The organism is Methylobacterium sp. E-025 (assembly GCF_022829705.1).
In the GTDB taxonomy this organism is placed as follows: domain Bacteria; phylum Pseudomonadota; class Alphaproteobacteria; order Rhizobiales; family Beijerinckiaceae; genus Methylobacterium.
This window is the reverse complement of sequence record NZ_JAKSYR010000062.1, coordinates 103923-130249: the sequence shown is the minus strand read 5'-3', so window position 1 is coordinate 130249 and position 26327 is coordinate 103923. Positions and strand designations below refer to the sequence as shown.

25 protein-coding genes are annotated in these 26327 nt (G+C 72.3%); 17 read left to right on the top strand and 8 right to left on the bottom strand.

The genetic code is table 11. The features are described 5' to 3' along the window. Window positions 1-24 precede the first annotated feature (24 nt). Complete coding sequence (locus tag MKK64_RS06315; RefSeq protein WP_147843667.1) at window positions 25-666, top strand: sigma-70 family RNA polymerase sigma factor; 642 nt, start codon at window positions 25-27, stop codon at window positions 664-666. Between the two features lie 48 nt (window positions 667-714). Beyond that, window positions 715-1488: an anti-sigma factor family protein gene (locus MKK64_RS06310; protein ID WP_147843668.1), complete on the top strand. Its 774-nt coding sequence runs from the start codon at window positions 715-717 to the stop codon at window positions 1486-1488. Window positions 1489-1494: 6 nt separating this feature from the next. Here MKK64_RS06310 and MKK64_RS06305 read toward each other — a convergent pair whose 3' ends face one another. Beyond that, window positions 1495-2493 carry a bifunctional riboflavin kinase/FAD synthetase gene (locus MKK64_RS06305; protein WP_243932685.1) on the bottom strand — a complete coding sequence of 333 codons (999 nt, stop codon included), beginning with the start codon at window positions 2491-2493 and terminating at the stop codon, window positions 1495-1497. Window positions 2494-2773: 280 nt separating this feature from the next. Here MKK64_RS06305 and MKK64_RS06300 point away from each other — a divergent pair, with 280 nt between their 5' ends. The 8 genes from MKK64_RS06300 to MKK64_RS06265 all read left to right on the top strand — a co-directional run bounded on the left by MKK64_RS06300 (window position 2774) and on the right by MKK64_RS06265 (window position 11945). Beyond that, a complete protein-coding gene (locus MKK64_RS06300) occupies window positions 2774-4258 on the top strand; it encodes a sensor histidine kinase (protein WP_243932683.1) in 1485 nt (494 codons plus the stop codon). A 7-nt stretch (window positions 4259-4265) separates the two neighbouring features. Next, complete coding sequence (locus MKK64_RS06295) at window positions 4266-5657, top strand: sigma-54-dependent transcriptional regulator (RefSeq protein ID WP_243932676.1); 1392 nt, start codon at window positions 4266-4268, stop codon at window positions 5655-5657. A 96-nt stretch (window positions 5658-5753) separates the two neighbouring features. Continuing rightward, entirely contained in the window at window positions 5754-6419 is a 666-nt protein-coding gene (locus MKK64_RS06290) for a hypothetical protein (protein WP_147859918.1), read from the top strand. A 29-nt stretch (window positions 6420-6448) separates the two neighbouring features. After that, a complete protein-coding gene (locus MKK64_RS06285; protein WP_243932669.1) occupies window positions 6449-6880 on the top strand; it encodes a hypothetical protein in 432 nt (143 codons plus the stop codon). A gap of 143 nt (window positions 6881-7023) precedes the next feature. Next, entirely contained in the window at window positions 7024-8298 is a 1275-nt protein-coding gene (locus tag MKK64_RS06280) for an MFS transporter (protein ID WP_243932832.1), read from the top strand. A 19-nt stretch (window positions 8299-8317) separates the two neighbouring features. Then, window positions 8318-9640 (top strand): metallophosphoesterase family protein, encoded by a 1323-nt coding sequence (locus MKK64_RS06275; RefSeq protein ID WP_243932667.1) that lies wholly within the window; start codon window positions 8318-8320, stop codon window positions 9638-9640. 78 nt (window positions 9641-9718) lie between these two features. Beyond that, window positions 9719-10972: an arsenic transporter gene (locus MKK64_RS06270; RefSeq protein WP_243932665.1), complete on the top strand. Its 1254-nt coding sequence runs from the start codon at window positions 9719-9721 to the stop codon at window positions 10970-10972. 43 nt (window positions 10973-11015) lie between these two features. Continuing rightward, a complete protein-coding gene (locus MKK64_RS06265; protein WP_147728234.1) occupies window positions 11016-11945 on the top strand; it encodes a DMT family transporter in 930 nt (309 codons plus the stop codon). Between the two features lie 26 nt (window positions 11946-11971). Here MKK64_RS06265 and MKK64_RS06260 read toward each other — a convergent pair whose 3' ends face one another. Both MKK64_RS06260 and MKK64_RS06255 read right to left on the bottom strand, forming a co-directional pair. Next, window positions 11972-13690: a thiamine pyrophosphate-binding protein gene (locus MKK64_RS06260; RefSeq protein ID WP_243932663.1), complete on the bottom strand. Its 1719-nt coding sequence runs from the start codon at window positions 13688-13690 to the stop codon at window positions 11972-11974. 163 nt (window positions 13691-13853) lie between these two features. Continuing rightward, window positions 13854-14174 (bottom strand): hypothetical protein, encoded by a 321-nt coding sequence (locus MKK64_RS06255; RefSeq protein ID WP_187274904.1) that lies wholly within the window; start codon window positions 14172-14174, stop codon window positions 13854-13856. Window positions 14175-14499: 325 nt separating this feature from the next. Between MKK64_RS06255 and MKK64_RS06250 the strand changes: the two genes are divergently transcribed. Together MKK64_RS06250 and MKK64_RS06245 are read left to right on the top strand one after the other, a co-directional pair. After that, window positions 14500-15210 (top strand): sigma-70 family RNA polymerase sigma factor, encoded by a 711-nt coding sequence (locus MKK64_RS06250; RefSeq protein WP_147844590.1) that lies wholly within the window; start codon window positions 14500-14502, stop codon window positions 15208-15210. A 121-nt stretch (window positions 15211-15331) separates the two neighbouring features. Next, the gene (locus MKK64_RS06245) at window positions 15332-15889 is read left to right on the top strand and encodes a metallophosphoesterase (RefSeq protein ID WP_147844576.1); all 558 of its coding nucleotides are present in this window, start codon (window positions 15332-15334) and stop codon (window positions 15887-15889) included. A gap of 26 nt (window positions 15890-15915) precedes the next feature. Here the strand turns inward: MKK64_RS06245 and MKK64_RS06240 are convergent, their stop codons facing one another. The 3 genes from MKK64_RS06240 to MKK64_RS06230 form a co-directional block, all read right to left on the bottom strand. Then, window positions 15916-16341 (bottom strand): GFA family protein, encoded by a 426-nt coding sequence (locus MKK64_RS06240; protein ID WP_147729667.1) that lies wholly within the window; start codon window positions 16339-16341, stop codon window positions 15916-15918. 63 nt (window positions 16342-16404) lie between these two features. Continuing rightward, window positions 16405-17229, bottom strand: a complete 825-nt coding sequence (locus MKK64_RS06235) for an EamA family transporter (protein ID WP_147844577.1) — start codon at window positions 17227-17229, stop codon at window positions 16405-16407. A gap of 22 nt (window positions 17230-17251) precedes the next feature. Continuing rightward, window positions 17252-18502 (bottom strand): MFS transporter, encoded by a 1251-nt coding sequence (locus MKK64_RS06230; protein ID WP_243932656.1) that lies wholly within the window; start codon window positions 18500-18502, stop codon window positions 17252-17254. A gap of 76 nt (window positions 18503-18578) precedes the next feature. Between MKK64_RS06230 and gcvA the strand changes: the two genes are divergently transcribed. From gcvA to MKK64_RS06205, 5 genes are all read left to right on the top strand, one after another. After that, window positions 18579-19457 carry a transcriptional regulator GcvA gene (gcvA, locus tag MKK64_RS06225; RefSeq protein ID WP_243932654.1) on the top strand — a complete coding sequence of 293 codons (879 nt, stop codon included), beginning with the start codon at window positions 18579-18581 and terminating at the stop codon, window positions 19455-19457. Window positions 19458-19567: 110 nt separating this feature from the next. Continuing rightward, complete coding sequence (locus MKK64_RS06220) at window positions 19568-19897, top strand: hypothetical protein (RefSeq protein WP_147729600.1); 330 nt, start codon at window positions 19568-19570, stop codon at window positions 19895-19897. Window positions 19898-20727: 830 nt separating this feature from the next. Beyond that, window positions 20728-21729: an AraC family transcriptional regulator gene (locus MKK64_RS06215; protein WP_243932652.1), complete on the top strand. Its 1002-nt coding sequence runs from the start codon at window positions 20728-20730 to the stop codon at window positions 21727-21729. Window positions 21730-22021: 292 nt separating this feature from the next. Beyond that, window positions 22022-23500, top strand: a complete 1479-nt coding sequence (locus tag MKK64_RS06210; protein ID WP_243932651.1) for a PAS domain S-box protein — start codon at window positions 22022-22024, stop codon at window positions 23498-23500. Between the two features lie 114 nt (window positions 23501-23614). Further along, window positions 23615-24649, top strand: coding sequence for an HD-GYP domain-containing protein (locus MKK64_RS06205; RefSeq protein WP_243932649.1), 1035 nt, complete (start codon window positions 23615-23617; stop codon window positions 24647-24649). A gap of 34 nt (window positions 24650-24683) precedes the next feature. Here MKK64_RS06205 and MKK64_RS06200 read toward each other — a convergent pair whose 3' ends face one another. Together MKK64_RS06200 and MKK64_RS06195 are read right to left on the bottom strand one after the other, a co-directional pair. Beyond that, complete coding sequence (locus tag MKK64_RS06200) at window positions 24684-25280, bottom strand: TolC family protein (RefSeq protein WP_243932647.1); 597 nt, start codon at window positions 25278-25280, stop codon at window positions 24684-24686. After that, window positions 25235-26326 (bottom strand): TolC family protein, encoded by a 1092-nt coding sequence (locus MKK64_RS06195; protein WP_243932645.1) that lies wholly within the window; start codon window positions 26324-26326, stop codon window positions 25235-25237. Before MKK64_RS06195 ends, MKK64_RS06200 begins: the two co-directional genes overlap by 46 nt. Window position 26327 lies beyond the last annotated feature (1 nt).

Here is a 26327-nt window from a genome sequence, read left to right as displayed (position 1 = left end):
CGCGCGCCGCTCCGTTAGCTTTCCATGATCGCCGACAAGACCAAGCGCCCCGACATCGTCGACCTCCTGGTGCCGTTGCGGCGCTATGCGCGCTCGCTCACCCGCGACACCCTGCGGGCGGACGACCTCGTGCACGACACGCTCGTGCGGGCGCTGGAGGCGGAAGGCAGCCTCCGGCCCAACACCAACCTACGCACCTGGATGATGACGGTGCTGCACAACGTCTTCATCGACGACCAGCGCCGCAAGCGCGTCGAGACGCGCCACGCCGACGTGCTGGTGCAGATGCACGAGGAGGTGGCGCTGCCGGCCCAGGAGGGGCAGGTGCGCCTCGCCCAGATCCGCCGCGCCTTCCTGACGCTCCCCGAGGAGCAGCGCGCCGCCCTCCATCTCGTCACCCTCGAAGGCATGGCCTATGCCGACGCCGCGGCGGTGCTCGGCATCCCGATCGGCACGCTGATGTCGCGCCTCGGCCGCGGCCGGGCGGCGTTGCGCGCCTTCGAGGAGGGCGAGGGCGCCGCGCGGGAGAACGCCGCGCGGAAGGGCGCCGACGAGCCTCGACCGCGCGCGCCCGAGCGGCCGGGCCTGCGCCTCGTGACCCGGGACGGCCGCACCGAGGGGCCGGGCGATGCGCCCTTTGCCCGCCGCGCCGTCGGCGACTTCTGACGGCGCGGAGCGAGACGACGGCGAACGAGACGACAGGACGAACCCGCGATGACCGACCCGATTGCAGACACCGACCTCATCGCCTTCGTCGACGGGCAGCTCGACGTGATGCGCCGCCTCGACGTGGAGGCGTACCTGGCGGGCAACCCCGACGTGGCGGCCCGCGTGATGGCCGAGATGCACGACCGCGACGCTCTGCGCGAATCCTTCGCGCCGTCGCCCGGCCCCGGGCCGGACCGCCTGCGCATCGCCGCCCGCCGCCTCGACCGGTCGCTGCGCTGGAACCGCGTCGCGTCGCGCTTCAAGCGGGCGGCGGCGATCGCCGTGCTCGTCGGCGCGGGCTGGCTCGCGCACAGCGAGGTCGGCCAGTTCGGGGTGCCCGACACCTTCGCCTCGCCGGTCGACCCGGCGCTCGTCGCCGACGCGCAGCAGGCCCGGCAGGTGGCGCAGCTCCGCGTCCGCATCGGCGCGCAGGGCGTGCCGGCCTACGACCGGGCGCGGCTCTCGGCGGCGACCGGCATCGCGCTGCCCGCGGTCCCCGAGGGCTGGACGGTGCGCGACGTGCAGGTGTTTCCCGCCCGCAGCGGCACCGGGATCGAGGTGGCGTTTGCGGCCGGCGAGCTCGGCGAGGTTTCCCTGTTCGCAACCCGGCGCCGCGCGACCGGGCTCGTGCACGCGGCCGGGCTCGCCACCGAGGTGGCCGATGCCGGCGACGGCGCGACGCTGGCCTGGACCACCGGCGACTCGGCCTACGCCGTCAGCGGCGGCCACGACGCGAAGGACCTGCGCCACGCCGCGCTCGCGCTCGCTTCGGCGCCCTGACGCCGGTCAGTCCAGCATCGACGGCGTCCGGTCGGCGGCGAGCATCGCCTGCGCCTCGGCCGAATCGATGTCCATGCGGGCGATCAGCGCCTCGGCGCTCGAGAATCGCTCCTCGCCGCGGATGAAGCCGACGAGCTCGACCGCGATCTCCTGCCCGTAGAGGTCGCCCGCGAACCCGAACAGGTTGACCTCGAGCAGCGGCGCGCCGTCGTCGAAGGTCGGGCGGCGGCCGTAGCTCGCCACCCCGTCCCGCATCGTGCCGTCGGGCAGGCGCACGCGCACCGCGTAGATGCCGTGGGCGAGGGCGCAGTCCGAGAGCGCGAGGTTGGCGGTCGGGTAGCCCAGCGTGCGCCCGCGCTTGTCGCCGTGCCGCACGGCGGCGATCACGAACCAGCGGTAGCCGAGCAGCGCGTTGGCGCGGGCCACCTCGCCCTTGGCGAGTGCCCGCCGGATCGCGCTCGACGAGATCGGGTCGGCCTCGGTACCGAGCGCCACCGGCGCGACGATGCGGCACGACAGGCCGACCTCGGCGCACAGGGCCGCCAGCATCGCCGGCGTGCCCTCGCGCCCGCGCCCGAAATGGAAGTCGTGCCCGACGACGACGCCCGACAGGCCGAGGTCGTCGCGCAGCAGCCGATCGACGAAGTCGCGCGCCCCGGTGCTGGCGAGGCCCGCGTCGAACCGGCGCACGATCACCCCGTCGAGCCCGAGCCGCCGGAAGACGATCTCGCGGGCGGCGACGCCGGTGAGGCGGAACATCGGCTTGTCGGGGGCGAAGTAGGCTCGGGGATGCGGCTCGAAGGTGAGGATCGCCGCCGGGACCCCGGTCTCGTCGGCGGCGGCGCGCACCGCCGCGACCAGCGCGCGATGCCCGCGATGGACCCCGTCAAAATTGCCGATCCCGGCGACGGCGCCGCGAAGCGCTGCCGGCACCGGCTCGTCCTCGCGGCAGATCGTGAAGGGCCCGGGAGCCGCCTCGGGAGCCGTCTCGTCGCCTGACGCCATCGGGAGCTTTTGCGGATCGTCCAGTGCGGCGGCCCTCGCCGGAACCGCGGATTGCAGCGCCGCGGACCCTGTCGAAAACCGCCGGGGCGGTCAAGCGAGGGGGGGGGCTCCGCAGGACCGTCGAGCCCGCCCGACCCGACATCCGCCCAGCCCGCTTGGTCGCCCGGCCGGAACATGCGATCACCGGCAGCATCCGAGGCGGTGGCGCCTTGCCGATGAAGGGGCCGAGACGCCCGGTGCGCGAGATCCGCTTCGACCCAGGTTTCGACCGAGCCCGGCGATGGCGCGGCCGGTGATGCCGCGCTCGCTGCGGGCGCGGCTGCTCGCGCTCTGGCTGCTGCTGCTCGCCTCCGCCGCGGCCACCGGCTACCTGCTGTTCGCGTTCTACAGCCAGTCGGCCGACGTGCAGGTCGGCCAGGCCGAGGTCGCGGTCGCCCGCGCCTGCCGCGAGATCGTCGACCGCACCGCCTTCGTCGCCGGCGCGATGCCGTCCACGCGCGCGGTCGACGCCGCCCTGCGCGCCGACCTCGCCGATGCGGTGAGCGTGGCGCTCGCCCGCTCGCCCGGCGTCGAGGGCGGGATCTGGACCGCGTCCGAAGGCTCGGTCGCCTACGCCTTCCCGACCTACGAGGGCACCGGGCCGAAGACCGACCTGCCGGCGGCCGAGCGCGACAGCATCGCGCAGATCAATGCCGACGCGCTGCGCACCGAGCGGCCCGTGGCGCTCCGCCGCCCGAGCCGGACGCAGGCCCTGCTGCTCCAGGCCTGCCCCCTGCGCGGCCCGATCGTCGGCGCGACCGCCTGGACCATGGCGCGGATCCAGACCGATCACGGCCCGGCCTACCGCCAGCTGCTTGCCGGCTTCGCCTTCCTCGCGGCGACCGTGCTCGGCTCGGCGCTGTTCCTCGGGCGCTTCCTCTACGGCTTCTCCGGCCACATCGCCCGGCTCAAGGCGCAGCTCGCCGCGCCGCGCTCCGAGCGCGGCGACCTGCCCGACCTCGCGCCGACCGGCGAGCCGGAGCTCGACCGCCTCGTCGACGCGCTGAACGCGGCGAGCGCGCGCCTGCGCGAGGCGCAGGGACGGGCGGTGGCGGCCGAGAAGCTCGCCGCGGTCGGGCGGCTCTCGGCGAGCGTCGCCCACGAGATCCGCAACCCGCTCTCGGCGATGCGCCTCAAGGCCGAGAACGCCCTGGCGAGCGGCGATCCGGCCCGCGCCCGCGGCGCGATCGAGACCGTGCTGGAGCAGGTCGCCCGCATCGACGGGCTGCTCTCGGACCTCCTCGGCCTGACGCAGGCGCGGCCGCCCGTGCGTGCGCCCGCCGACGTCGCCGCCCTGCTCGAGGCCAGCGCCCGCCTGCACGAGGATCTGGCCCGCGAGCAGAGCGTGCGGCTCGCGGTCGAGACCGACGGGCTGCCGGCCGGCGCCCGGGTCTCGATCGATGCCGGCCAGATCGCCCGGGCGCTGGACAACCTCGTGCTCAATGCGCTCCAGCACGTGCCCGAGGGCGGCCTCGTCCGGCTCGCCGCCGCGCGCATCGGCGACGCTCGCGGCGCGCGCCTGCTCCTCACCGTCTCCGATACCGGGCCGGGCGTCCCCGACGCGATCCGGGCCGAGCCGTTCGAGCCCTTCGCCACCGGACGTCCCGACGGCACCGGCCTCGGCCTCGCGATCGTGCGCGAGATCGCCCGCGCGCATGACGGCGAGGTGCGGCTCGTCGAATCGACCGTGGGCGCCACCTTCGAGATCGACCTGCCCTGGCTCTGATGGCGATATGGCTCTGATCCTCATCGTCGACGACGACGCGGCCCTGGCCGAGAGCCTCGCCGAGACCATCGCCGATCTCGGCCACCGGCCCCTGGTGGCGGCCTCGGGCCGCGAGGCCCTGTCGCGGCTGGCGGCCGAGCCGGGGGTCGCCGCGATCCTGCTCGATCTGCGCATGCCGGGCGACCTCGACGGCATGGCGGTGCTCGCCCGCATCCGCGCGCAGGACAGCCCGCCGCCGGTGACCGTGCTGACGGCCTACGCCAATGCCGGCAACACCATCGAGGCGATGCGGCTGGGCGCGCACGACCACCTGACGAAGCCCGTCGGCCGCGCCGACCTCGCGGCGGTGCTGTCCGCGATGCTCGACCGGCCGGCGATCCCCTCGGCCGCGGCCGGCGAGCCGGGCGCCGGCGACGGCCTCGTCGGGTCGAGCGCCGGGATGCGGCGGGTGCAGAAGACCATCGGGCTCGCCGCCGACAGCGATGCGACGATCCTGATCCAGGGCGAGACCGGCACCGGCAAGGAGCTGGTGGCGCGCGCGCTCCACACCTACGCGAAGCGCCGCTCCGGCGCCTTCGTCCCGGTCAACTGCGCCGCGATCCCCCGCGACCTCCTCGAGAGCGAGCTGTTCGGCCATGTCCGCGGGGCGTTCAGCGGCGCGGTGACGGACCGAACCGGCGCGTTCCGCGAGGCGAACGGGGGAACCCTGTTCCTCGACGAGATCGGCGACATGCCGCGCGAGATGCAGGCCAAGATCCTGCGGGTGATCCAGGACAAGGTCGTGGCGCCGGTCGGCGGCCGCCCGGTCGCCGTCGCGGTGCGGGTGGTCGCCGCGACGCACCGCGACCTGCCGGGGATGGTCGCCGCCGGCACGTTCCGCGAGGACCTGTACTACCGCCTCAACGTCGTCCCGATCGCGCTGCCGCCCCTGCGCGAGCGCCTCGCCGACATCCTGCCGCTGGCCGAGCATTTCCTGGCCGGCGCCGGGCTCGGGGGGAAGCGGCTGACGGCGGCGGCCGCCGCGCGGCTGCTCGGGCATGCCTGGCCGGGCAACGTCCGCGAGCTGCGCAACGTGATCGAGCGCGCCGGCGTGCTGGTGCGGGGCGACGCGATCGACGCGCCCGACCTCGACCTGCCCGCCGCCGCCCGCAAGGCCGAGCCGGTCGACTGGCTCGCCGGCGACCTGCCCGGCGCCGTGGCGCGGCTCGAGGCGGCGATGATCGCGGCGGCCCTGGAGGCGTCCGGCGGCAACCGCACCGCGGCCGCTCGGCGCCTCGGCATCCAGCGCCAGCTGCTCTACGCCAAGATCGAGCGCTACGGCCTCGGCGCGCCGGCCGACGGCGCGCGCCTGTCCGATCTCACGACGGTCGCTGTCGCGAATCCGGACGATCAAGCTTGACCGTTGCCGAGGCAACCATCTGATCCGTAAGCGTTTTGTCGATGGCACGGACGGTGCCATGGCCTTCCCGTGATCCGATCGGGACAGGGAGGCGTCGTGCGGCATCGGAAGACGGCTCTCCTCCCGGCCATCGCGGCGCTCGCCCTCTCGGCAGCGAGCGCCGCGGCGCAGACGGCGTTCGATCCCGCCGGCCTGCCCGAGACACGCGGAACGGTGCGGCAGTACACGCTGACGCCACGCGGCGACATCGACGGCCTGATCCTCACCGACGGCACCGAGGTGAAGGCGCCGCCCCATCTCAGCGTGCAGCTGGCCTTCGCGGTGCGCCCCGGGGATGCCGTCACCATCCACGGACTGAAGGCCCGCGCGCTGCCGCTGGTCGACGGGACGATGATCCGCAACGACGCGACCGGGGCGACGGTGATCGACCTCGGGCCGCCCGGGCGCGACCGCAGCGAGACGACGGTGACCGGGCGCGTGGCCATGCCGCTGCACGGCAAGCGCGGCGAGATCAACGGGGTGCTGCTCGCGGACGGCACGCAGGTGCGGATGCCGCCGCGCGAGGCCGAACGCTGGAACGCCGAGCTCCGGGCCGGGCGCGCCCTGACCGTCCGCGGGGTTCTCGCCCGCAGCGCGCTGGGCACCGTGATCGAGGCGCACGCCATCGCCGCCGCCACCGGCGCGATGACCGAGATCGATCCGGGGCGGCCCCCGCCGCCGGACGCCCCTCCGCCGCCACCGGACGCCGCGCCGCCGCGCTGACCGACCCACCACCCCTCAGAGAGACGATCATGACGACGACGAACGCCACCGGAACCGTCTGGGCCATCTTCGGGCACCGCTTCGCCATCGAAGGCGCCGACGGGCGACACCTCGCCGACCTCGGGCCGAAGGGGGCCGAGGGCATCGCGCTCCGCGTCGGCGATGCCGTGACGGTGGAGGGCGAGCGCAAGCCGTCGGAGATCAAGGTCGCGCGCCTCACCGCCGCCGACGGCACGGTGCACGCGGTGACGTGGCCGGCGAAGGCTGCGGGCTCGGATGCGGATCCGGCTGCGGCGATCGCCGCCGCGGAGGCCGCCGGCTACCACGTGACCGGCGAGCCGAAGCGGCGGCCGAAGCACTTCGACTTGCCGGCCGAGAAGGACGGGCAGGCCGTCCGGCTGCACGTCGACCACGACGGCACCGTCCGCAAGCCGAAGCCGGCGGCGGCCGAGGCGGCCTGATCGCAGTCGGGCGGCGGAACACAGGCGCGATCAACGACTTGAGCACCCGGCCGAGCGGAGGCGATCCGCCCGGCCACCCGACCAGCGAGGGCGACGACGTGAGCACGACACAGGCGGGGGCGAGGGACGGCACGGCCGGTTCGATGCCGTCGGCGAAGACCCTGCGCGGGCTCGACGCCCTCAACTTCTTCCTCGCCGACGTGCGCGACGGCCTCGGGCCCTATCTCGCGATCTACCTGATCGCCGTGCGCGGGCCCGACCAGGGCTGGAACGAGGCGACGACGGGCCTGATCATGACGATCGCGGGCATCGCCGGGCTGATCGCGCAGACGCCGGCCGGGATGCTGATCGACGGCACCAACGCCAAGCGCGCCGTGGTGATCGCTGCCGCCCTGGCGGTGACGGCGAGCTGCCTCGCGCTGCCGTTCATCGGCAACTTCTACCTCGTCGCCGCGACGCAGTCGGTCGCCGGCGTCGCTGGGGCGATCTTCCCGCCGGCGCTCGCCGCCATCACCCTCGGGATCGTCGGCCCCAAAATGTTCTCGCGGCGGATCGGCCGCAACGAGGGCTTCAACCACGCCGGCAACGCCGTCTCCGCCGCGCTCGCCGGCGGGCTCGCCTACTTCTTCGGGCCCGTCGTGGTGTTCTGGCTGATGGGGGCGCTCGCCGTCTGCTCCATCGGCGCGATGCTCTTGGTGCCGGCGCGAGCCATCGACGACGACCTTGCCCGCGGCATGACCAAGGAACAGGACGTCGTCGAGGAGGACGCGCCGTCGGGCTTCGCCACCCTGCTGAAGAACAAGCCGCTGGTGCTGTTCGCCGGCCTGTGCGCGCTGTTCCACCTCTCGAACGCGGCGATGCTGACCTCGGTCGGGCAGCTGCTGACGCACCTGTCGGGCAAGGACCACGCGACCTCGCTGATCGCGGTCTGCATCGTCGCCGCGCAATGCGTGATGGTGCCGGTGGCGATGTTCGTCGGTGCCAAGGCCGACGCGATCGGGCGCAAGCCGATCTTCCTCGCGGCCTTCGGCGTTCTGGCCCTGCGCGGCGTGCTCTACACGCTGTCGGACAACCCGTTCTGGCTCGTCGGCGTCCAGCTGCTCGACGGCGTCGGTGCCGGCGTCTACGGCGCGCTGTTCCCGGTGGTGGTGGCCGACCTCACCCACGGCGGTGGCCGCTTCAACGCCGCGCAGGGGGCGGTGGCGACGGCGCAGGGGCTCGGTGCCGCGTTCAGCGCCACCTTCGCCGGGCTGATCATCGTCTCGGCGGGCTACTCGGCCGCGTTCCTGGCGCTGGCGGCGACCGCCGGGCTCGGCTTCGTCCTCTACCTCGCGCTGATGCCCGAGACCCGCGACGCGACCGCGATCGGAGGCCGCCCGGACGGCGGCCTGCCGGCCGCGATGCCCGCGACCGCTTGATCGGACGGACCCACCCGCAATGTCCGACGCCTCCATGCCGACCGCCGCCGAGCTCGGGACGCCGACCGCCGAACCGCTGGTGTTCCTGCACGTCGGCGACCTGCACCTGACGAAGCCCGACGCGCGCAACGCCGCCGACTTCCGCGCGATCCTCGACCAGATCGCAATGATCGCGCCGCAGCACCTGCTCGACTTCGTCTACCTGCCCGGCGACCTCGCCGAGAACGGCTGGGCCTGCGAGTACGCGATCCTCGCCGACGCCCTCGCCCGGCATCCGCACCTGCCGGTGCGCCTGATTCCCGGCGACCACGACCGGCAGCAGGGGGCGATGGCCGACTTCCAGGCGTTCCACGCCGGCCTGGTCGCGTCGCGGGGCCTGCCGGCCCCGACGGTGTGGACGCTGGACCAGCCGCCCGTGGGGTCGCCCGAGGAGACCTGGCCGCCGGCCGAGATCCCGCATTTCTGCGCGTGCGAGGATTTTCAGGGCGTCCGCTGCCTGTTCGTCGACATCGTCAGCCCGGGCTACGGCCGGAAGGGCATCGGCCTCGATTTCCGCCTGGGGCCCGACCAGACGCAGTGGCTGAGCGCGGCGCTGACCAAGGCGGCCGAGGACGGCGTTCCCGTCGCGGTGTTCATGCACGCCTACCCCGACGACCTGCGCGAGCCCGACGACCGCCTCGACGTCGCCGGCCTGTTCCGGGCCACGGGCGTGCGCCTCGTGGAGATGGGCCACACTCACTACAACGAGCTCGCCCATGACGGGCGCACCCTCTACGCCGCGGCGCGCTCGGTCGGGCAGAACGAGGACGGCTCGGTCGGCTACGCGGTCGCGGCGATCGACGGCCCGGTCACGAGCTGGCGCTTCAAGGCGCTCGACCGCCCGTGGCCGTTCGTGCTGATCACCAGCCCGGCCGACCGGCGCGTCGCCGCGCGGCCGGCGACGCCCGAGACCTCCGGCATGGTCGCCGACGCGCGCGGGCGGATCGCGGTCCGCGCCGTGGTGCTCTCCGACGCGCCGCCGCGCTACGTGCATGCCCGCGTCGGGACAGGGCCATGGGTCCGCATGGCGCACGCGGGCGGGCGCACCTACGCGGCGCGGCTGGCCTGGCCGCGGGACGCGCGCAGCATCCAGGTCGAGGCGGTGCACGCGGACTGGTCCGGCCACGGGCCCGACTTCGTCGACACCGACGTGATCGAGCCGGTCGTCGCCTTCGACGAGCCCGGCTTCGTGCCCGCGATCCCGGGCAAGCCCGGCAGCGACGTGCCGAATGTCGGCCGCTGGCTCCAGAAGGGCGTGCGCGGCGACCAGCTCGGGCCCAACCGGGCCGGGCGCAAGTGGTGAGCGCCTGACCCAGGATTTCAGGACGAGACGCGCCCCGCGGGGCGCCGGGGGATGCAAGACGTGATCGCTGGACTGGCCATGACACCCAACCTCGCGACCTGGGGGATCGCGGGCGCCGCGACGCTCGGCGTGATCCTGCGGCCGTTCGGATGGCCGGAGGCGATCTGGGCGGCGCTCGGGGCTGTCCTCCTCGTCGTCCTCGGGCTGCTGCCGTGGCACGACGCGCTCGACGGCGTCGCCAAGGGGACCGACGTCTACCTGTTCCTGATCGGCATGATGCTGCTCGCCGAGATCGCGCGGAAGGAGGGCCTGTTCGACTGGCTCGCGACGATCGCGGTGCGGATGGCCAAGGGCTCGGCCACGCGGCTGTTCCTGCTGGTCTACGTCGTCGGCACGGTGGTGACGGTGTTCCTCTCGAACGACGCCTGCGCCGTGGTGCTGACGCCGGCCGTCTACGCCGCGACCAAGGCGGCGAAGGTCGAGAACCCGCTGCCCTACTTGTTCATCTGCGCCTTCATCGCCAACGCGGCGAGCTTCGTGCTGCCGATCTCGAACCCGGCCAACCTCGTCGTGTTCGCCGACCACATGCCGCCGCTGGGGGAATGGCTCGCGACCTTCGGCCTGCCCTCGGTGCTGGCCATCGTCGCCACCTACCTCGTCCTGCGCGTCAGGCAGAACGGCACGCTGAAGCGCCAGGCGATCGCGACCGACGTCGAGGCCGCGTCGCTCGGGCTCGGCGGCAAGGTCGCGGGCGCCGGCATCGTCGCCACCGCGGCCGCGCTGATCGGGTCGTCGGCGGCCGGGATCGAGCTCGGCCTGCCGACCTTCATCGCGGGGCTGGCCACCACCCTCGTCGTCCTCGCGATCAAGCGCAGCGGCCTCGTCGCGGTGGTGAAGGACGTGTCATGGAGCGTGCTGCCGCTGGTCGCCGGCCTGTTCGTCCTGGTCGAGGCGCTGGAGAAGTCCGGCGTGCTCAAGATGATCGCCGACCAGCTCAAGGCCTACGCCCAGGCCGACCCGGCCGGCACCGCCTGGGGCTCGGGCGTCGTCGTCGCCGTCGGCTCCAACCTCGTCAACAACCTGCCGGCGGGCCTCCTCGCCGGCGCCGCGGTGCACGCCGCGGCCGTCTCGAAGACCATCGCCGCCGCGATCCTGATCGGCGTCGACCTGGGGCCGAACCTCTCGGTCACCGGCTCGCTCGCCACGATCCTCTGGCTCACCGCGATCCGGCGCGAGGGCGAGGATGTCGGCTTCTGGCGCTTCCTCAAGCTCGGCCTGCTGGTGATGCCGCCGGCGCTGGCGCTGGCGCTCGCCGGCCTGCTCCTCGTCTGACGCCTCGGCCAAGCCCTCAGCCCTTCGGATCGGAGATCCCCCCGTGAACGCCGCCCTGCTCTATCCCTTCATCCTCGTCGCCGGCGCCCTGCAGGCGCTCGGCAACTCCATGAACGCCCAGCTGCGGGGGCGGCTGGTGAACCCGTGGCTGGCGGCGACGGTGTCGTTCGCCCCGATCGTGTTCGTGTTCGCGACGTTGTTCTTCATCATGCCGGTGCCGCTCCCGACCCTGGAGACGCTGGGCAAGATGCCCTGGTACGCCCCGCTCGGCGGCGTCGCGGGCGCGGTCGCGGTGTTCGGCGGCCTCGCCTTCATCGACAAGGTCGGCGCCGGGCCGTTCAACGGCCTGACGCTGACGGCCAACATCCTGGCCTCGCTGGCGATGGATGCGTTCGGCCTGTTCGGGCTGCAGGGCGGCGGCTTCAAGCCGATGCCGTGGCTCGGCGGCCTGCTGATGGCCGTCGGCGTCTTCTTCATCGCCCGCACCACCGCCGACACGGGCGGGGAGAAGGACGAGGGCCACGGCCTCAACCCGAAGCTGCTCTACCCGTTCATCGTCGTCGCGGGCATCCTGCAGGCGGTGGGCGTGGTGTGGAACTCCCAGCTGCGCGGCGCCCTGGTGAACCCCTGGCTCGCGGCGACCGTCTCGTTCCTGCCCGTCGTCTTCGTGTTCGCGCTGGTGTTCCTGGTGCGGCCGACGCCGCTCCCGACCCGCGAGGACGTGAAGGGCGTGCGCTGGTGGATGCCGCTCGCCGGCATCACCGGCGCGGTGGCGGTGTTCGGCGGCCTGCTGTTCGTCGACACGGTCGGCGCCGGCGCCTTCAACGGCCTCTTGATCACCGCCAACCTGCTGACCTCGGTGGCGCTCGATCATTTCGGCTGGGTCGGCATGAAGCAGGTCAAGGCCGGCCCGGCGCGGCTCGGCGGCGCCGCGCTGATGGTGGCCGGCATCCTGCTGATCTCGATCTTCTGACGATGCGGCCCCCGGCGGACGGCGCGTCAAACGTCGTCCGGGCCCTCGCTGCCCGTGTCGGGACCCGTGCCTTTGCGCTTGCCTTGCGCGACCGCGCCGGCGCGGATCGCGTCGAGCGTCTGGGTCGGCGTCAGCGCTTGCGGGTCGACGAGGCAGTGCAGCATCGCCGGCAGCCCGGAGGCGAGCGCCCGCTCGAAGGCCGGCGCGAAGTCCTCCGTCCGCTCCACGCGCCCGCCGTGGCCGCCATAGGCGCGGGCCAGCGCCGCGAAATCCGGGTTGCGCAGCCGCGTGCCGGAGACGCGGCCGGGATATTCGCGCTCCTGATGCATGCGGATGGTGCCGTACATGCCGTTGTCGAGCACCACGACGACGAGCGGGATCGCGTATTGCACGGCGGTCGCGAATTCCTGGCCGGTCATCAGCAGGTCGCCGTCGCCCGCGAGCGCGACCACGATGCGCTCGGGGTGCGTGCGCTTGGCCATGATCGCGGCGGGCACGCCGTAGCCCATCGAGCCCGAGGTCGGCGCGAGCTGGGTTCGGAAATCCCGGAACCGGTAGTAGCGGTGGATCCAGGTGGCGAAGTTGCCCGCCCCGTTGCAGAGGATCGCGTCGGCCGGCAGCCGCCCGCGCAGGAAGGTCACCGCCTCGCCGTACTGGAAGGCGCCGGGCGTCGCCGCCGGTCGCTCCGACCAGTCGCGGTAGCTCGCATGCGCCGCGACCGCGCGTCCACGCCGCGCCGCGACGGCCGGCGGCGATGCCCGGAGCGCCGCGAGCAGCGGGCCGGGCGCGGCCTGGATCGCCAGGGCCGGCTGGTAGACCCGGCCGAGCTCGTTCGCGTCCGGGTGGGCGTGGACCAGCGGCAGGCCGGGATCGGGGATGCCGAGCAGGCGATAGGACTGCGCCGGCATCTCCGAGAGCCGGCCGCCGATCATCACCAGCAGGTCGGCCGCGCGGATGCGGGCGACGAGGGCCGGGTTCGGGCCGATGCCGAGCTCGCCGGCGTAGTGCGGATGGTCGGCCGGAAAGAGGTGGGCGCGCCGGAACGAGGTCGCCACCGGCAGGTCCTCGGCCTCGGCGACGGCGACGAGGTCGTCGCGCGCGGCCTCGTTCCAGCGCGATCCGCCGACGAGGACGATCGGGCTTTGCGCGCCGTCGAGCCTCCGGCGCAGGTCGGACACGTCCTCCGGGCGGGGTGCGGGCTCCGCCGGCTCGACGGGCCCCGCATCGGCGACCGCGACCGCGTCGTCGAGCATGTCCTCCGGCAGCGCCACCACCACCGGGCCGGGGCGCCCCTGCATCGCCGTCCGGAAGGCGCGGGCCACGAACTCGGGGATGCGCGCGGCGTCGTCGATCTCGACCACCCACTTGGCCACGGTGCCGAACATCGCGCGGTAGTCGATCTCCTGGAACGCGTCGCGGTCCCGCATCGCGCGGGCGACCTGGCCGACGAACAGGATCATCGGCGTCGAGTCCTGCTGCGCCACGTGCAGGCCGGACGCGGCGTTGGTGGCGCCGGGGCCGCGGGTGACGAAGCAGATGCCCGGCCGGCCGGTGAGCTTGCCCGCCGCCTCGGCCATCATAGCGGCCCCGCCCTCCTGCCGGCAGACCAGCACGTCGACGTCCGTGTCGTAGAGCGCGTCGAGCACGGCGAGGTAGCTCTCGCCGGGGACGCAGGTCAGGCGCCCGACGCCCTGCGCCAGGAGCTGGTCGACGAGCACGCGCGCGCCGGTTCGGGTTCGGGCCATCGGCGGTTTCCTCGTGCGGACCGGAGCGGTCGCCCTCGCGCGGGGAAGTCTGGTTCGCCGGGCGTCGAAGGCAAGGCCGCAGCCTGCGCGCGGCGGCGGGAGACGAGGCCGTCACGAACATGCTCGGCCTCCGTTCGAGGCCCTGCCGCGCGGGGCGGCCCTGTCAGTCGGTCGCGTCATCGGCGCCGGACACCGCATCGCGGAAGCGAAGCAGGCGGGCGCGGGCCGAGCGCGAATCCGCCTCGGGTGCGTCGCCGTCCGGACGAAGGGCGGCGGCCTCGTCGAGACCGGTGGCGTGCTGCGCCCGCACGAGCGGTGCGCCGATCGCGGCCATCAGGATCCGCAACCCGTCGATCCAGTCCTCGACCTCGGCCAGCGAGGCGAAGCCCTCGCGCCGATACGTCTTGTCGGGTGCGAGCGTGGCGACGGCGTCGAACAGGCCGTCGTCCCGGTCGTGAATGCGATAGGAAACCAAGCGAGGCATGACGAATAGATACCTCAACCTTCCCCGTGCGAGAAGGTTGCCCGTGAGGAAATCGGACGCGATGGTATCGGTTCCGACCTTCAGGCAGCGCATTCGGGTCGCACGGTCCCGTGATCCGCGAAGCTCAGCATCCGGGCGCGATTGCCTGAGCCCGTGATGCGCGGCACGGTGATTCCGAAGGATGGGGCGTTGCTTGCCGAGGCAACGATTTCTGAAGTCGCTCGCGATCGCGCCCCGTTCATCACCGGCTCAGAATTTAATATGCAATTACCTTAGACTGGCTCAAAAGAGCTTGACCGTAAGAACCTTGGGACGCTCCATCGGCATGACGCACGCCATCTCCAACGGTCGGGACGAAACCTTCGAGACCGAGCTGAACGAGGTCGACGTCGCGGCCGCGGTCCGCAACCATCTCGGCGGCGAGCTGCGCGCCTACTTTGCCCTGCCGACCTGCGATGCCCTGCCGGAACCGCTCCTCGTGCTGGTGCGCCGCTTCGAGGCGGTGCTGGCGAGCCGCGGCGAGACGCCGACCACGGCGTTCCGCGACGACCTGATGGCGGTGCTTCCGGCTTTGCGCACCTTCGCGTTCTCGCTCGTCGGCGACATGAGCCGGACCGACGACCTGGTCCAGGAAACGCTGATGAAGGCGTGGATGAACCAGCACCGGTTCCAGCCGGGCTCGAACCTGGTCGCGTGGCTGTTCACGATCATGCGCAACCAGTTCTACACCGAGATCCGCAAGCGCAAGCGCGAGGTCGAGGATGCGGACGGGGTTCAGGCCGGCAAGCTCACCGCCGTGCCCGATCAGGAGGACGTCGTCACCCTGAAGCGGCTCTACGCGGTGATGGAGACGCTGCCGGCGACGCAGCGGGAGGCGCTGCTCCTCGTCGGGGCCGAGGGCCTGACCTACGAGGAGGCGGCGGTCCGGCTGCAATGCCAGGTCGGCACGGTGAAGAGCCGGGTCAGCCGGGCGCGGGGCCAGCTCGCCGGCCTGCTCGGGCTCGAGCGGGAGCCGCCGCCGCGTCACGCCCCCTGACGCGCGGCGGCGCCCGGCCGCCCGGAGAGCGGTCCAATGCCGCGTCGGGTGGCGGCGGCCGCGCGGGGCGCCACTTCGGGTCTCGGCGACCGTCCAGCCGGGCTCGAGCGACCCAGGATCCATGGCGACCTACTTCACGGCCGACACGCATTTCGGCGATGCCGACCTCGTCCGGCGCCGGCGCAGCGCCTTCGGGTCGGTCGAGGACCACGACGAGGCGCTGGTCGCGCGCTGGAACGCGCGCGTCGGCGCCGACGACGAGGTCTGGCACCTCGGCGACTTCGCCGCCGAGGCGAGCCGCGCGCATTGCGCCGCGATCTTCCGGCGGCTGAACGGCGTGAAGCGGCTGGTGCGCGGCAACCACGACACCAACCGCGTGCTCGACCTGCCCTGGGCCGAGCCGCCGGTCGACAGCGCCCGCATCAGCGTGATGGATGCCGCCGGCCGCCCGCAGCGCCTGTTCCTGTCGCACTACCCGCATCGCTCGTGGCCGGGCTTCTGGCGCGAGACCCGGCACCTCTACGGCCACACCCACGCCTGCCTGCCCGACACCAGCCGATCCTGCGATGTCGGCGTCGACGCGCAGGATTACCGACCGGTCGACCTCGCCGAGGTGCTCGCCCGCCAGGACGCCGCCGAACAGGCGCCCGAGGAGATGGCGATCCGCGGCCTGCGCTGAGACGCGCCTGCGCCGGCCCGCCGGCGTCAATCGGCCGGGACGAAGCGCAGCGTGCCCGCGCGCCGGGTCGGCTGGCCGGTGTCGCTGGTGTGGTTGATCCCGTCCATCACCGGAACCTCCGCGAAATCGAACGGGCTGACCCCGTCGAGGCAGGCGACGTTGACCGCGTACAGGGTCCGGTCGGACCGGCGCTGGTGATGGGTGTAGACCCCGCAGCGCGCGCAGAAGAAGTGCTGTGCCGTGCCGGTGTGGAAGCGGTAGCGCGTCAGCGCCGCCTCGCCCTCCAGGATCTCGACCCCGCCCATCGCCGCCATCGCGACGACGGCGCCGCGCATCCGGCAATAGGAGCAGGTGCAGCGGCGGATCGACCGGAAGCCGTCGCCGAGCGTCGCCGAGAACCGGACCGCGCCGCAATGGCACCGGCCCGTCAGGGTCGTCGTGTCGTTCGCCATGTCGCCTCCGTCGTCCACTCCCGATCACGCGCGCCGCGGCCTCGGTGGTCCGCCCCGGCCGGATCACCACGCCAGGCATGCCGCGCCGAGGGCGACGGCGAGGCAGGACGCGATCCGCCGCGGGCTCAGTTCCTCGCCGAGAAAGAGCCGTCCGATGAGGGCGGCGTAGACCACGCTGGTCTCGCGCAGGGCCGAGACCGCCCCCATCGCGTCGGACTGCATCGCCCAGATCACGATGCCGTAGGCGAGCAGCGAGACCAGGCCGCCGGCGAGCGCCATCGCGGTCTGCGCGCCGGTATAGGCCGGCGGCGTCCCGCGCATCGCCCAGTAGAGCGGCGGCATGGTCAGGCTCCACAGCAGGAACATGCTCGCCGCGTAGGACAGGCTGTTCCCCGACAGCCGCACCCCGATGCCGTCGACGACGGTGTAGGCCCCGATCAGCGATCCGGTGGTGAGCGCGGCCGGGACGAAGTCCGCCCGCATCCGCCCCTGGAAGGCGAGGGATAGGATGCCGCCCGAGACCAGGACGATGCCGAGGACGGCGACCGCGCCGGGCGTCTCGTGCGCGAACACCGCGGCGCCGAGGGCGACGAGGACGGGCGAGGAGCCGCGCGAGATCGGGTAGGTCTGCCCGAGGTCGCCCGAGCGATAGGTCCGCACCAGGGAGAGGTTGTAGGCGGTGTGGATCAGCGCGGAGGCGATCACGTAGGGCCAGCTCGCCGCGTCCGGCCACGGCAGGAGCGCGACCGCGACCGCCGAGACGGCGGCGACGGCGATCATCATCAGGGTCATCGACCACAGCCGGTCGCTGCCGCCGCGCAGCACCGCGTTCCAGCCGGCATGGAGGATCGCGGCGCCGACGACGCAGGCGAGGACGAGCGGGGTCATGCGCGGTCGCCGGGCATCGGCGTCACGACCGCCGCGCCGGCGCGAGCCGGGGCGACAGGGCGAGCATCAGCGGGATCACGGCGAACGCCGTCGCCGCGGCCGCCATCGCCGCCCAGCCGGGCCCGACCGCATCGCCGAGCGGCCCGTAGAGCAGGGGCGTCGCCAGCGCGCTGAAGCCGAGGGTGCAGGTGTAGAACACGGCGAAGGCGCGCTCGACGCGCCCGCCCGGCGCGAGCTCCGGCACCGTGCCGTAGAGGACGGAGGAGGTGCCGTTCAGCAGCAGGCCGAGCAGCGGCAGCACGGCGATGGCAGGCGCGAGCGGCAGGGCGACGACGGCGAGGATCGCTGCCGCCGTCCCGGCCTCGGTGACGATCACGCTCGGCGTCACGCCAAAGCGGGCGCCGAGACGGCCGAACGCCGCCTTGCCCAGCGCGCCGCCGACCGCGACGAGGGCGAACGCGATCCCGACGGTCGCGAGCGCCGCCCCCTTCGCCTGGAGCAGGAACGGCAGGTAGATGAGGAAGGCCGGCCGCGCCGCGTTGTCGAGCATGCCGATCGCCACCAGCAGCCCGAACCCAGCCCGGCCCTCCCGCGCCCCGCCGGCCGGGGTCGCCTGCGGCTCGCCCGGCTCGGCTTCGCGCGACGCCGGCTCACGCGGCAGCAGGACGGCGACGGCGATCGCGACCGCGGCACCGAGGCCGGCGACGATCCACAGCACGGCGCGCCATTCGGTGCGGAGGAGGAGGAAGCCGACGAGGGGCGGCAGCGCCGCCTTCCCGAGGTCGCCGGTGAAGTTGTAGGTGCCGAGCGGCCCGCGCGCGGCCTTTCCATACGCCCGGGCGATCACCGCCGAGGCGAGCGGATGCTGCGTGCTGCTGCCGGCCCCCGAGAGGGCGAGGGCGAGGCACAGGGTGACGAGGCCGCCCGACGCGCCGGCGAGAGCGTAGCCGGCCGCGCCGAGCAGCGTCCCGAGCACGAGCACGGTGCGCAGGCCGAGCCGGCGGGCGACGGCGGTGGCCGGCATCTGCAGCCCGGCCAGCGCGCCGACGTAGAGCGAGCGCAGCACGGCCAGCGCGACGTAGCCGAGGCCGAACTCCGCCTGCCACACCGGTAGCAGCACGTAGATCAGGTCGGTGTAGCCGTCGTGGAGCGCGTGGTTCAGGCCGACCACCGCGAGCGAGCGCCCCGCCTCCGCGACCTGAGCCGGCTCGGATGGGGCGGCGAGGTTCGGTGGGCGCGCGGAGCGGCTGTCCGTGTTGCTGGCCGTGTTCATAGCCGGCAGGATGCCGTCCTCGCCGCTGGCTGACAAACGCCTTATGTTGACGTGCGTGTGAGGAAAGCTGACGCGCATGCATCGTCGACTGCCGCCGCTCAACGCGCTCAAGGCGTTCGAGGCCGCTGGCCGGCACCAGAGCTTCACGCTGGCCGCGGCGGAACTCGGCGTGACGCACGGTGCCGTGAGCCGGCACGTCCAGGCGCTCGAGGCCTGGCTCGGGACGCCGCTGTTCGAGCGCCACAACCGTCGCGTCGTCCTGACGGAAGCCGGGCGGGGCTACCTCGCCGAGATCGGGGCCGCCCTCGACCGCGTCGCGCTCGCGACCGCGCGGCAGATGGAGCGGGGGCAGGCGCGCGTGCTGCACGTGAACGCGCTCGCGACCTTCACGCTGCGCTGGCTGATCCCGCGCCTCTCGGCCTTCCAGCGCGGCAACCCGGCGATCGAGGTCCGGCTGACCACCTCGAACGTGCCGCTCGCCCACATCGTCGAGCCGTTCGACGTCGCGATCCGCGGCGGGCCGGACACGTGCCCCGGCTATGTCCGGCAGCGTTTCCTGACCGAGCGGCGCATCCCCGTCTGCAGCCCGGCGCTGCTGCAGCGCCTGCCGCTCCGCACGCCGGCGGACCTGGAGCGCCACACGCTGCTGCACGCGGCGACGCTGCCCGAGGTGTGGCCGCACTGGCTGCAGGCCGCCGGCGTGCCGAACCTCGGCCCGGCGCGCTCGGTGACGCTGGAGCACTTCTACCTCACGCTGCAAGCCGCCCTCGACGGGCTGGGCGTGGCGATGGGCCCGGAGCGGTTGATCGCCGACGACGTGGCGGCCGGCCGGCTGACGCTGCCGTTCGACGGCCCGGCGCTGCCGGCGCGCAGCTACCACGCCTACGTCCCGGAGGCCCGCGCCGAGGACCCGGCCGTGCGCGCCTTCTGCGACTGGCTTCCGAAGGCCGCCTGAGCCTCGCCGACGGGAGCCCGCCGCATGCAACCGGACTGACGCTGGATACCGACGACGCGCATTAGCGGTTGCCATCCGGACGCGGCCTCGGGCATGGCGGGGCGACGACGATGAGCCGGCCTCCGGGGGCGGAGCCGGGCGGCGGGGTGGCGATGGCGATCAATCAGGAAGCAGTCGAGCGGCTCGCGGAAGCCTCCGCCCTGCGGGTGCTCGTCCAGACGGTCGCGGTGCTGGTGTTCGAGCAGAGCGGCCTGCCGCCGGACCGGGTGCGCGCGCTCGGGCGCAGCCTCAGCGCCGAGATGTCGGACATCGAGATCCCCGGCGCCGGCGGCCCCGACCTCGACGCCATCCGCCAGGCGAATGCGCAGGCGGTGGTGGCCGCCTTCGAGAGCGTCGCCGAGGCGATGCGGGACGGCGGCGCGGCGACCTCCGGCGCCTGACCGGTTCCGGACCGGCCGCGGCGCCTCCGGATCGGCGTCGGCGAGGATGCCGACGGCCACGTTGCGTGCGGTCCCGATCACGGCCGACGCCGCCGACGAAGCGGCTTCCCGCCGGCGTATCGCGACCCGGCACAGCCGGCACGATCGCCGCAGCGCGCGGCGCCGCCGGCCCTCAAGCCCCGGCCGGGTCCATCGCGCGGCGAACGAGCGCCCCCATTCAGCAGCAGCGCGCCGACGGAACATCGCGTCTCGCCGATGACGTCCCCCGACCTGCGGAAGTGCGCGTCACGGACGATCTCAGCAGAGACAATCGCCTAGACATACTTTTCCTATATTATCCTTATTTCATAAATTGAAATTTTATCTCAGAATATGCTGCTATTTTGAGTGCCGAATCACGAAACTATTCGGACGATCGCCGGCGATATTCGTCGGGTCCGACGATCGCGGAAAAGTGATGCCTGCCATCGTCGCGGGATTCGGGCAAAACAGATAGCTCCTTTTGCATAGATAAAAGTCGATCGTTGCAGCGGTAGAAAATTCGGAAGCTACAACCAACTTACGATTGTTTCATGAGATGTGGCACGATTCAGTAACGTTCGGCATCCCCTCGCGCGGATACGCCGAGGGTCGCGGATCGAAACGTCGGGGATCTTGGATCAGCTCGATCCGTGTCCTCGAAGCGCCTCGCGACGGGGGCCGCCGCAGGTCTTTCGACGGACGTTGCATGCAGCCGAAGAGATCGCGGGTCGGAGATCCCGATCCTCACGTCCTTCGCGGAATGATCGTCGGTGCGGTCGGGAGATAGGCCAGGGCAAGAACAGGGCACGATGAAGGGCAAGGCGAATTCGAGGTCGGGGATCTGGCGACCCAGGGGACGCATAGCCGAGTCGATCGGCTCCGCGACGAACGTCCGGGATTTCAACGATCGGGACATGGTCCCGGTGCAGTTCGAGATCGGGCGGTCGTCCGAGATCAAGATCGAGCTCGTCGGCAGCCAGAGCGATCTGCTCAGTTTCTGGGACGTGAGGTCCGTCGGCCCCTACAGCAGAAGGCCGAAATCCGCTTACGACATCGTGACGATCAACTTCACGTTGGGCGGGCATACGAACTACGTCTTCCGGGACGGTCGTGCCATGGGGGCGCCGACGACCGCGATCCTCGCCGATCATCAGGATCTGAGCGATGCGCAATCGTCGGACGGGTTCCACCTGTTCGGCTGCTCGATCTCGAAACAGGCGTTGACGACCATCAACGCGGCTCTGACCGGCGGCGAAGCGACCGGTTTCCCGCCCTTCGCCCGGGGCGCCGACATGGGGGCGCCCGGCATCAGAGCCTTGTACTGCGCGATGCGGCAGATCTATCGCCGATGCCTCGAGGTCGAGCCTTCGGGCGATCACACCCTGGCGCTGATGCAGGAGATCCTGGGGTATCAACTGCTTTCGGCCTGGCCGAGGCGGGCGGAGGCGATCGCCGACGTCCGGCGGCAGGCCCGGCCGTCGCGCCTGAGCCTCGCGAAGGACTACATTCAGACGTATCTCGCCACGCCCCTGGCGTTGAGCGACATCGCCGCGGCCGCCGGGCTGAGCGTCCGGGGGTTGCAGGACAACTTCCGCCGGTCGGTCGACCAGACGCCGTTCCAATACATCATCCAGCAGCGCCTGATGCGCGTCCACGAAGATCTCGTCGCGACTTCGAACATGAATCTCTCCGTCGGAGACATCGCAAGACGGTGGGGCTTCGTCCACATGAGCGATTTCGGGCAGCGCTATCGCCGCATGTACGGGTGTGCACCGACCCAGACCCGTCGCGAGGCATCCGGTCGCCCCTGACCACCGACATCCCATCGCGGGCGAGGCGGTGATGCCGCGGTGGAACCCAGGATCACCCAATGTTCAACCAGAGGTATGGAAAGTCGCGGAAAGTATCAATTTTGCGATGCGTAGTATCATAAACGTGATCTCGTCGGCGGATCGTCATGTCGACGTCAATTCTGACAGGAGTATAAGCCGGTCTTAACTATTTATAGTCTAGGTTGTGCCTGGAATTCATCGCCTGCCTGTACGAATTCTCGCCTCGAAGGACGAGCACGCTGGGAAGCCGATGATTGGACGGGGGGACGGCATGTTGACATTTCGAAATCATCGCGCCTCGATCGCGGCGGATCTGCTGGACAAATCGCAGGCCGTGATCGAGTTCGACCCCGGCGGCAAGATCCTCACCGCCAACGCCAACTTCCTCGCGGTGATGGGATACGGCCTCGACGAGATCCAGGGGCGGCATCACAGCCTGTTCGTCCCGCCGTCATACGCGACCAGCGAGGCGTATCGGCAGTTCTGGGCGGATCTGGCGCAGGGCAAGTCGCAACAGGCCGCCTTCAGGCGCATCGCCAAGGGAGGCCGCGAGGTCTGGGTCCAGGCCTCCTACAACCCCGTGCTCGACCGCGCCGGCAAGACCGTCAGGATCGTGAAGTTCGCGACCGACGTCACCGCCCACAAGCAGGAAGCGCTGGAGCTCGAGGGCCAGATCGCCGCCCTGCACCGGTCGCAGGCCGTGATCGCCTTCGAGCCCGACGGCACGATCCTCACCGCCAACGCGAACTTCCTCGATGCCGTCGGCTACCGGCTCGACGAGGTGACGGGCCAGCACCACAGCATGTTCGTCACCGAGGCGGATCGCGCCACGGCCGCCTACCAGGAGTTCTGGAAGGCGCTCGCCCGCGGGGAATACCAGTCCGCCGAGTACCTTCGGATCGGCACGGGCGGACGCGAGGTCTGGATCCAGGCGACCTACAACCCCGTCACCGATGCGGAGGGGCGCACGGTCAAGGTCGTCAAGTTCGCGACCGACATCACCGAGCAGGTGCGCGAGCGGCAGCGCCGCGTCGAAGCGCAGCGGGCGATCGGCACGGATCTCGATGCGATCGGCGCGGCGACCGAGGACGTCATGCGGCAGACCTCGGAGGCGGCCACCACGGTGGCGCGCGTTTCCGGCGACATCCAGAGCGTGGCCTCGGGCGCGGAGGAGCTCTCGGCCTCGGTCGGCGAGATCAGCCAGCAGGTCAGCCACGCCGCTCAGATCGCCGGCCAGGCCGTCCATCAGACCGAGCGCACGGGCAACATCGTCGCCGGCCTGAGCAGCCAGGCCGCCCAGATCGGCGACGTCGTCGCCCTGATCCAGGGCATCGCCGCCCAGACCAACCTGCTCGCGCTGAACGCCACGATCGAGGCGGCCCGCGCCGGGGCGGCGGGCAAGGGCTTCGCCGTGGTGGCGGCCGAAGTGAAGGCGCTGGCCGAGCAGACCGGCAAGGCCACGGATCAGATCCGGGGCCAGATCGTCGCGACGCAGAACGCCACCCGCGATGCCGTCGACGCGATCGCCTCGATCCAGACCACGATCCAGACGCTCAACGACGTGTCGAACGCGATCGCGGCGGCGGTCGAGGAGCAGTCCGCGGTGACGCAGGAGATCTCGGGCAGCATGCAGACCGCCTCGCGCGGCGTGTCGGTGATTGCGTCGGGCATGGACATGATCGCCCAGGCTAGCGAGCGGGTGGATCACGCGACGCGGCAGGTCCGCGAAGCGTCGCGGGCGCTGGGATGATCTCGAGCATGGATCTGCCGCTCCCGGCGCCAGACCATCGAGATGATGGGGGAGGTCTATCTGTAATCTGTCCAAGCTGAGCGCGACAACGAAAATCCAACATGGACCGCCGCCATGGCCGAGCTTCTTCTGATCAGCGACGACCCGGCCCGCACGGCACGGCTGGCCCGGGACCTGCGAGACTTCGAGGGCTCGACCATCTACGACCTCTACGACGACGAGCCGTATCCGGGGCCGCCGCGACTGATCGTCAGCGACGTGAAGGCGCTGACCTCCGAGGCGCTTCAGCGCCTGCGCCAGGTGCTCGAGCGGGTTCGCGGCCAGCACGTGCCCTACGTCTGCCTGCTGCACGACGACGGCGGCCGCACGCGCGCGTACGCCGACCTCCTGGGCGCCTCCAGCCTGCTGAGCGCCGCCGCCGGCGCGGGTGCCCTGGTCGATACCCTGACGGGCCTGCTGGAGCGGGCGGCGCCGATGCCGGCGGCGATGCAGCGCTACGGCGAGATGGCCGAGCAGTTCCTGCGCAAGACCTTCGTGCCCGGCCGCTCGGTCACGCCGGCCGAGATCGAGGCCGGAACGAAGCTCGTGGCGAGCGCGGTGGAGGAGGTCGACATCCGCTCCTGGGTGCGCGCCGTCCGTCGCTTCGACGACGCCACCCACCGGCACTGCATGCTCGTGGCCGGGCTGTCGGCGGCCTTCGGCGGCATCCTCGGCCTGAAAGCGGCCGACCGCCATCACCTCGTCAAGGCGGCCCTGCTGCACGACGTCGGCAAGATGGAGATCGACCCCGCCATCCTGAACAAGCCGGGCAGGCTCGACGACGGGGAGATGGCCGTGATGCGCACCCACGCCGCGCTGGGATACGCCATGCTGGTGGGGCGCGGGTTCGACGACACCCTGCTCGCGGTCGTGCGCTCGCATCACGAGATGCTCGACGGCTCGGGCTATCCCGACGGGCTCGCCGGCCGCGCGATCCCGGATCTCGTCCGCCTCGTCACGATCTGCGACATCTTCGGCGCGCTGATCGAGCGCCGCCCCTATCGCGCGCCGATGCCGAACGCGAAGGCCTACGACATCCTGGTCGGGATGGGCGGACGGCTCGACACCGACCTCGTCCGCGCCTTCAGGCCGGTCGCGAACGCGTTCTGACGCCGACGCCGCGCGCCCGGTCGCGCGCGTGCGCTCAATGTGCGGCGGGCGCGTCGTGGACGAGGTCGGCGAGCGGGACGCCGACCTTCGCCAGGGACAGGGGCGGCGTCCGGCCGCTCGGGAACGTCGTCTCCCACCCGCCGCCGAGCGCCCGCGACAGGGAGACGAAGTCGGTCGAGATCGCGGCGGTGGCCTGAGCCAGGTTGACCTCCGCCTGGAGCACGGTCTGCGACGCCTGCAGGACCGTGGTGAAGGTGTCGACGCCCTGCTCGTAGCGCGACCGCGACAGCGACAGCGCCTGGCGCGCATCGCCGACCTGCCTGGACAGGCGCGCCCGCCGGCCCTCGTCGGCGCGCAACGCGGCGAGCGCGTTGACGATGTCGTGCCAGCCCTGGAGCACGGCCTTCTGGTAGGCGATCGCCGCCTCCTGCTGCCGGGCGCGCTGGAGCACGAGGTTCGCCTTGAGCCGGCCGCCGTCGAAGAGCAGAATCGAGATCGACGGGCCGACGTTCATGTACTGCAGCGACGAGACCCGGAAGATCTTGCCGGGATCGACCGCGTTGCCGGTCGGGCTGGCGCTCAAGGTCACGGTCGGGAAGAACTGCGCCTCGGCGACCCCGATCTCGGCCACGGCGGCGTGCAGGTTGGCTTCCGCGGCGCGGATGTCGGGACGGCGCAGGACGAGGGTCGACGGGATGCCGACCGGCACCCGCGGCGGCACCGGCGGGATCGCCCGGGCGGTGACCAGCTCCTGCGACAGGGCGAGCGGCGCCTCGCCGAGCAGGAGCGAGATCGCGTTGATCTGCTGGATCTTTGCTGCTGCAGCCCGGGCAGCTGCGCCTTGATCGCCTCGACCTGCTGCGCCGCGCTGGCGATGTCGAGGCCGGTGACGAGGCCCTTCTGCTGGCGCACCCGCACCACGTCGAGGATCTGCTCGTTGACGCGGATGTTGGCGAGGTTGATCCGCATCTGCTCCTGGGTGCCGCGCAGCTGCACGTAGTTGCGGGCGAGGTCGGACTGGCTCGAGACCAGGATGTCGCGGCGCTGATCCGCGGACGCGTCGGCCTGGGCCTCCGCGGCCTCGACCGAGCGGCGGACCCGGCCCCAGAGATCGAGCTCCCACGATGCGTCGAGCCCGAGGGTGTAGCTCTCGAACCCGTTGGTCAGCGGTGCGGTCGGGTTGGCGCCCCCCGCCCCGCCGCCGGTCAGGCCGCCGAGGGAGCCGGACAGGAGGCCGATCGTCCCGTTCTGGCTGTACTGCATGCGGTAGGCGTTGCCGGTGCCGCCGATCGTCGGCAGCGTCGCGGCGTTCGCGGTGGTGAGCTGGGCCCGGCTCTCGAACAGGCGCGCGGTCGCGGTCTTCACGTCGAGGTTCTGCGCGGCCACGCGCTCCTCGAGCCGGGTCAGGATCGGATCGCGGAAGGCCTGCCACCAGGCGATGTCCGGCTCGGCCTGGCTGGTGCGCGCCGTCAGGCGCCGTGTCGCCCGGGCCGGGACGCCGGTGTCGAGGTAGTCGCTCGCGTCGGCGAGCGGCGTCGGCGGAACGGAGAAGTCGGGGCCGACCGTGCAGCCGGCCAGGCCGAGCATCGCGGCGAGCGCGAGGAGGGAGGCCCGGCCCGATAGCGCAGCCGAGGCCTTCGCGCGGGACCGGCCTTCGAACATTCGGCGGGATGTCATG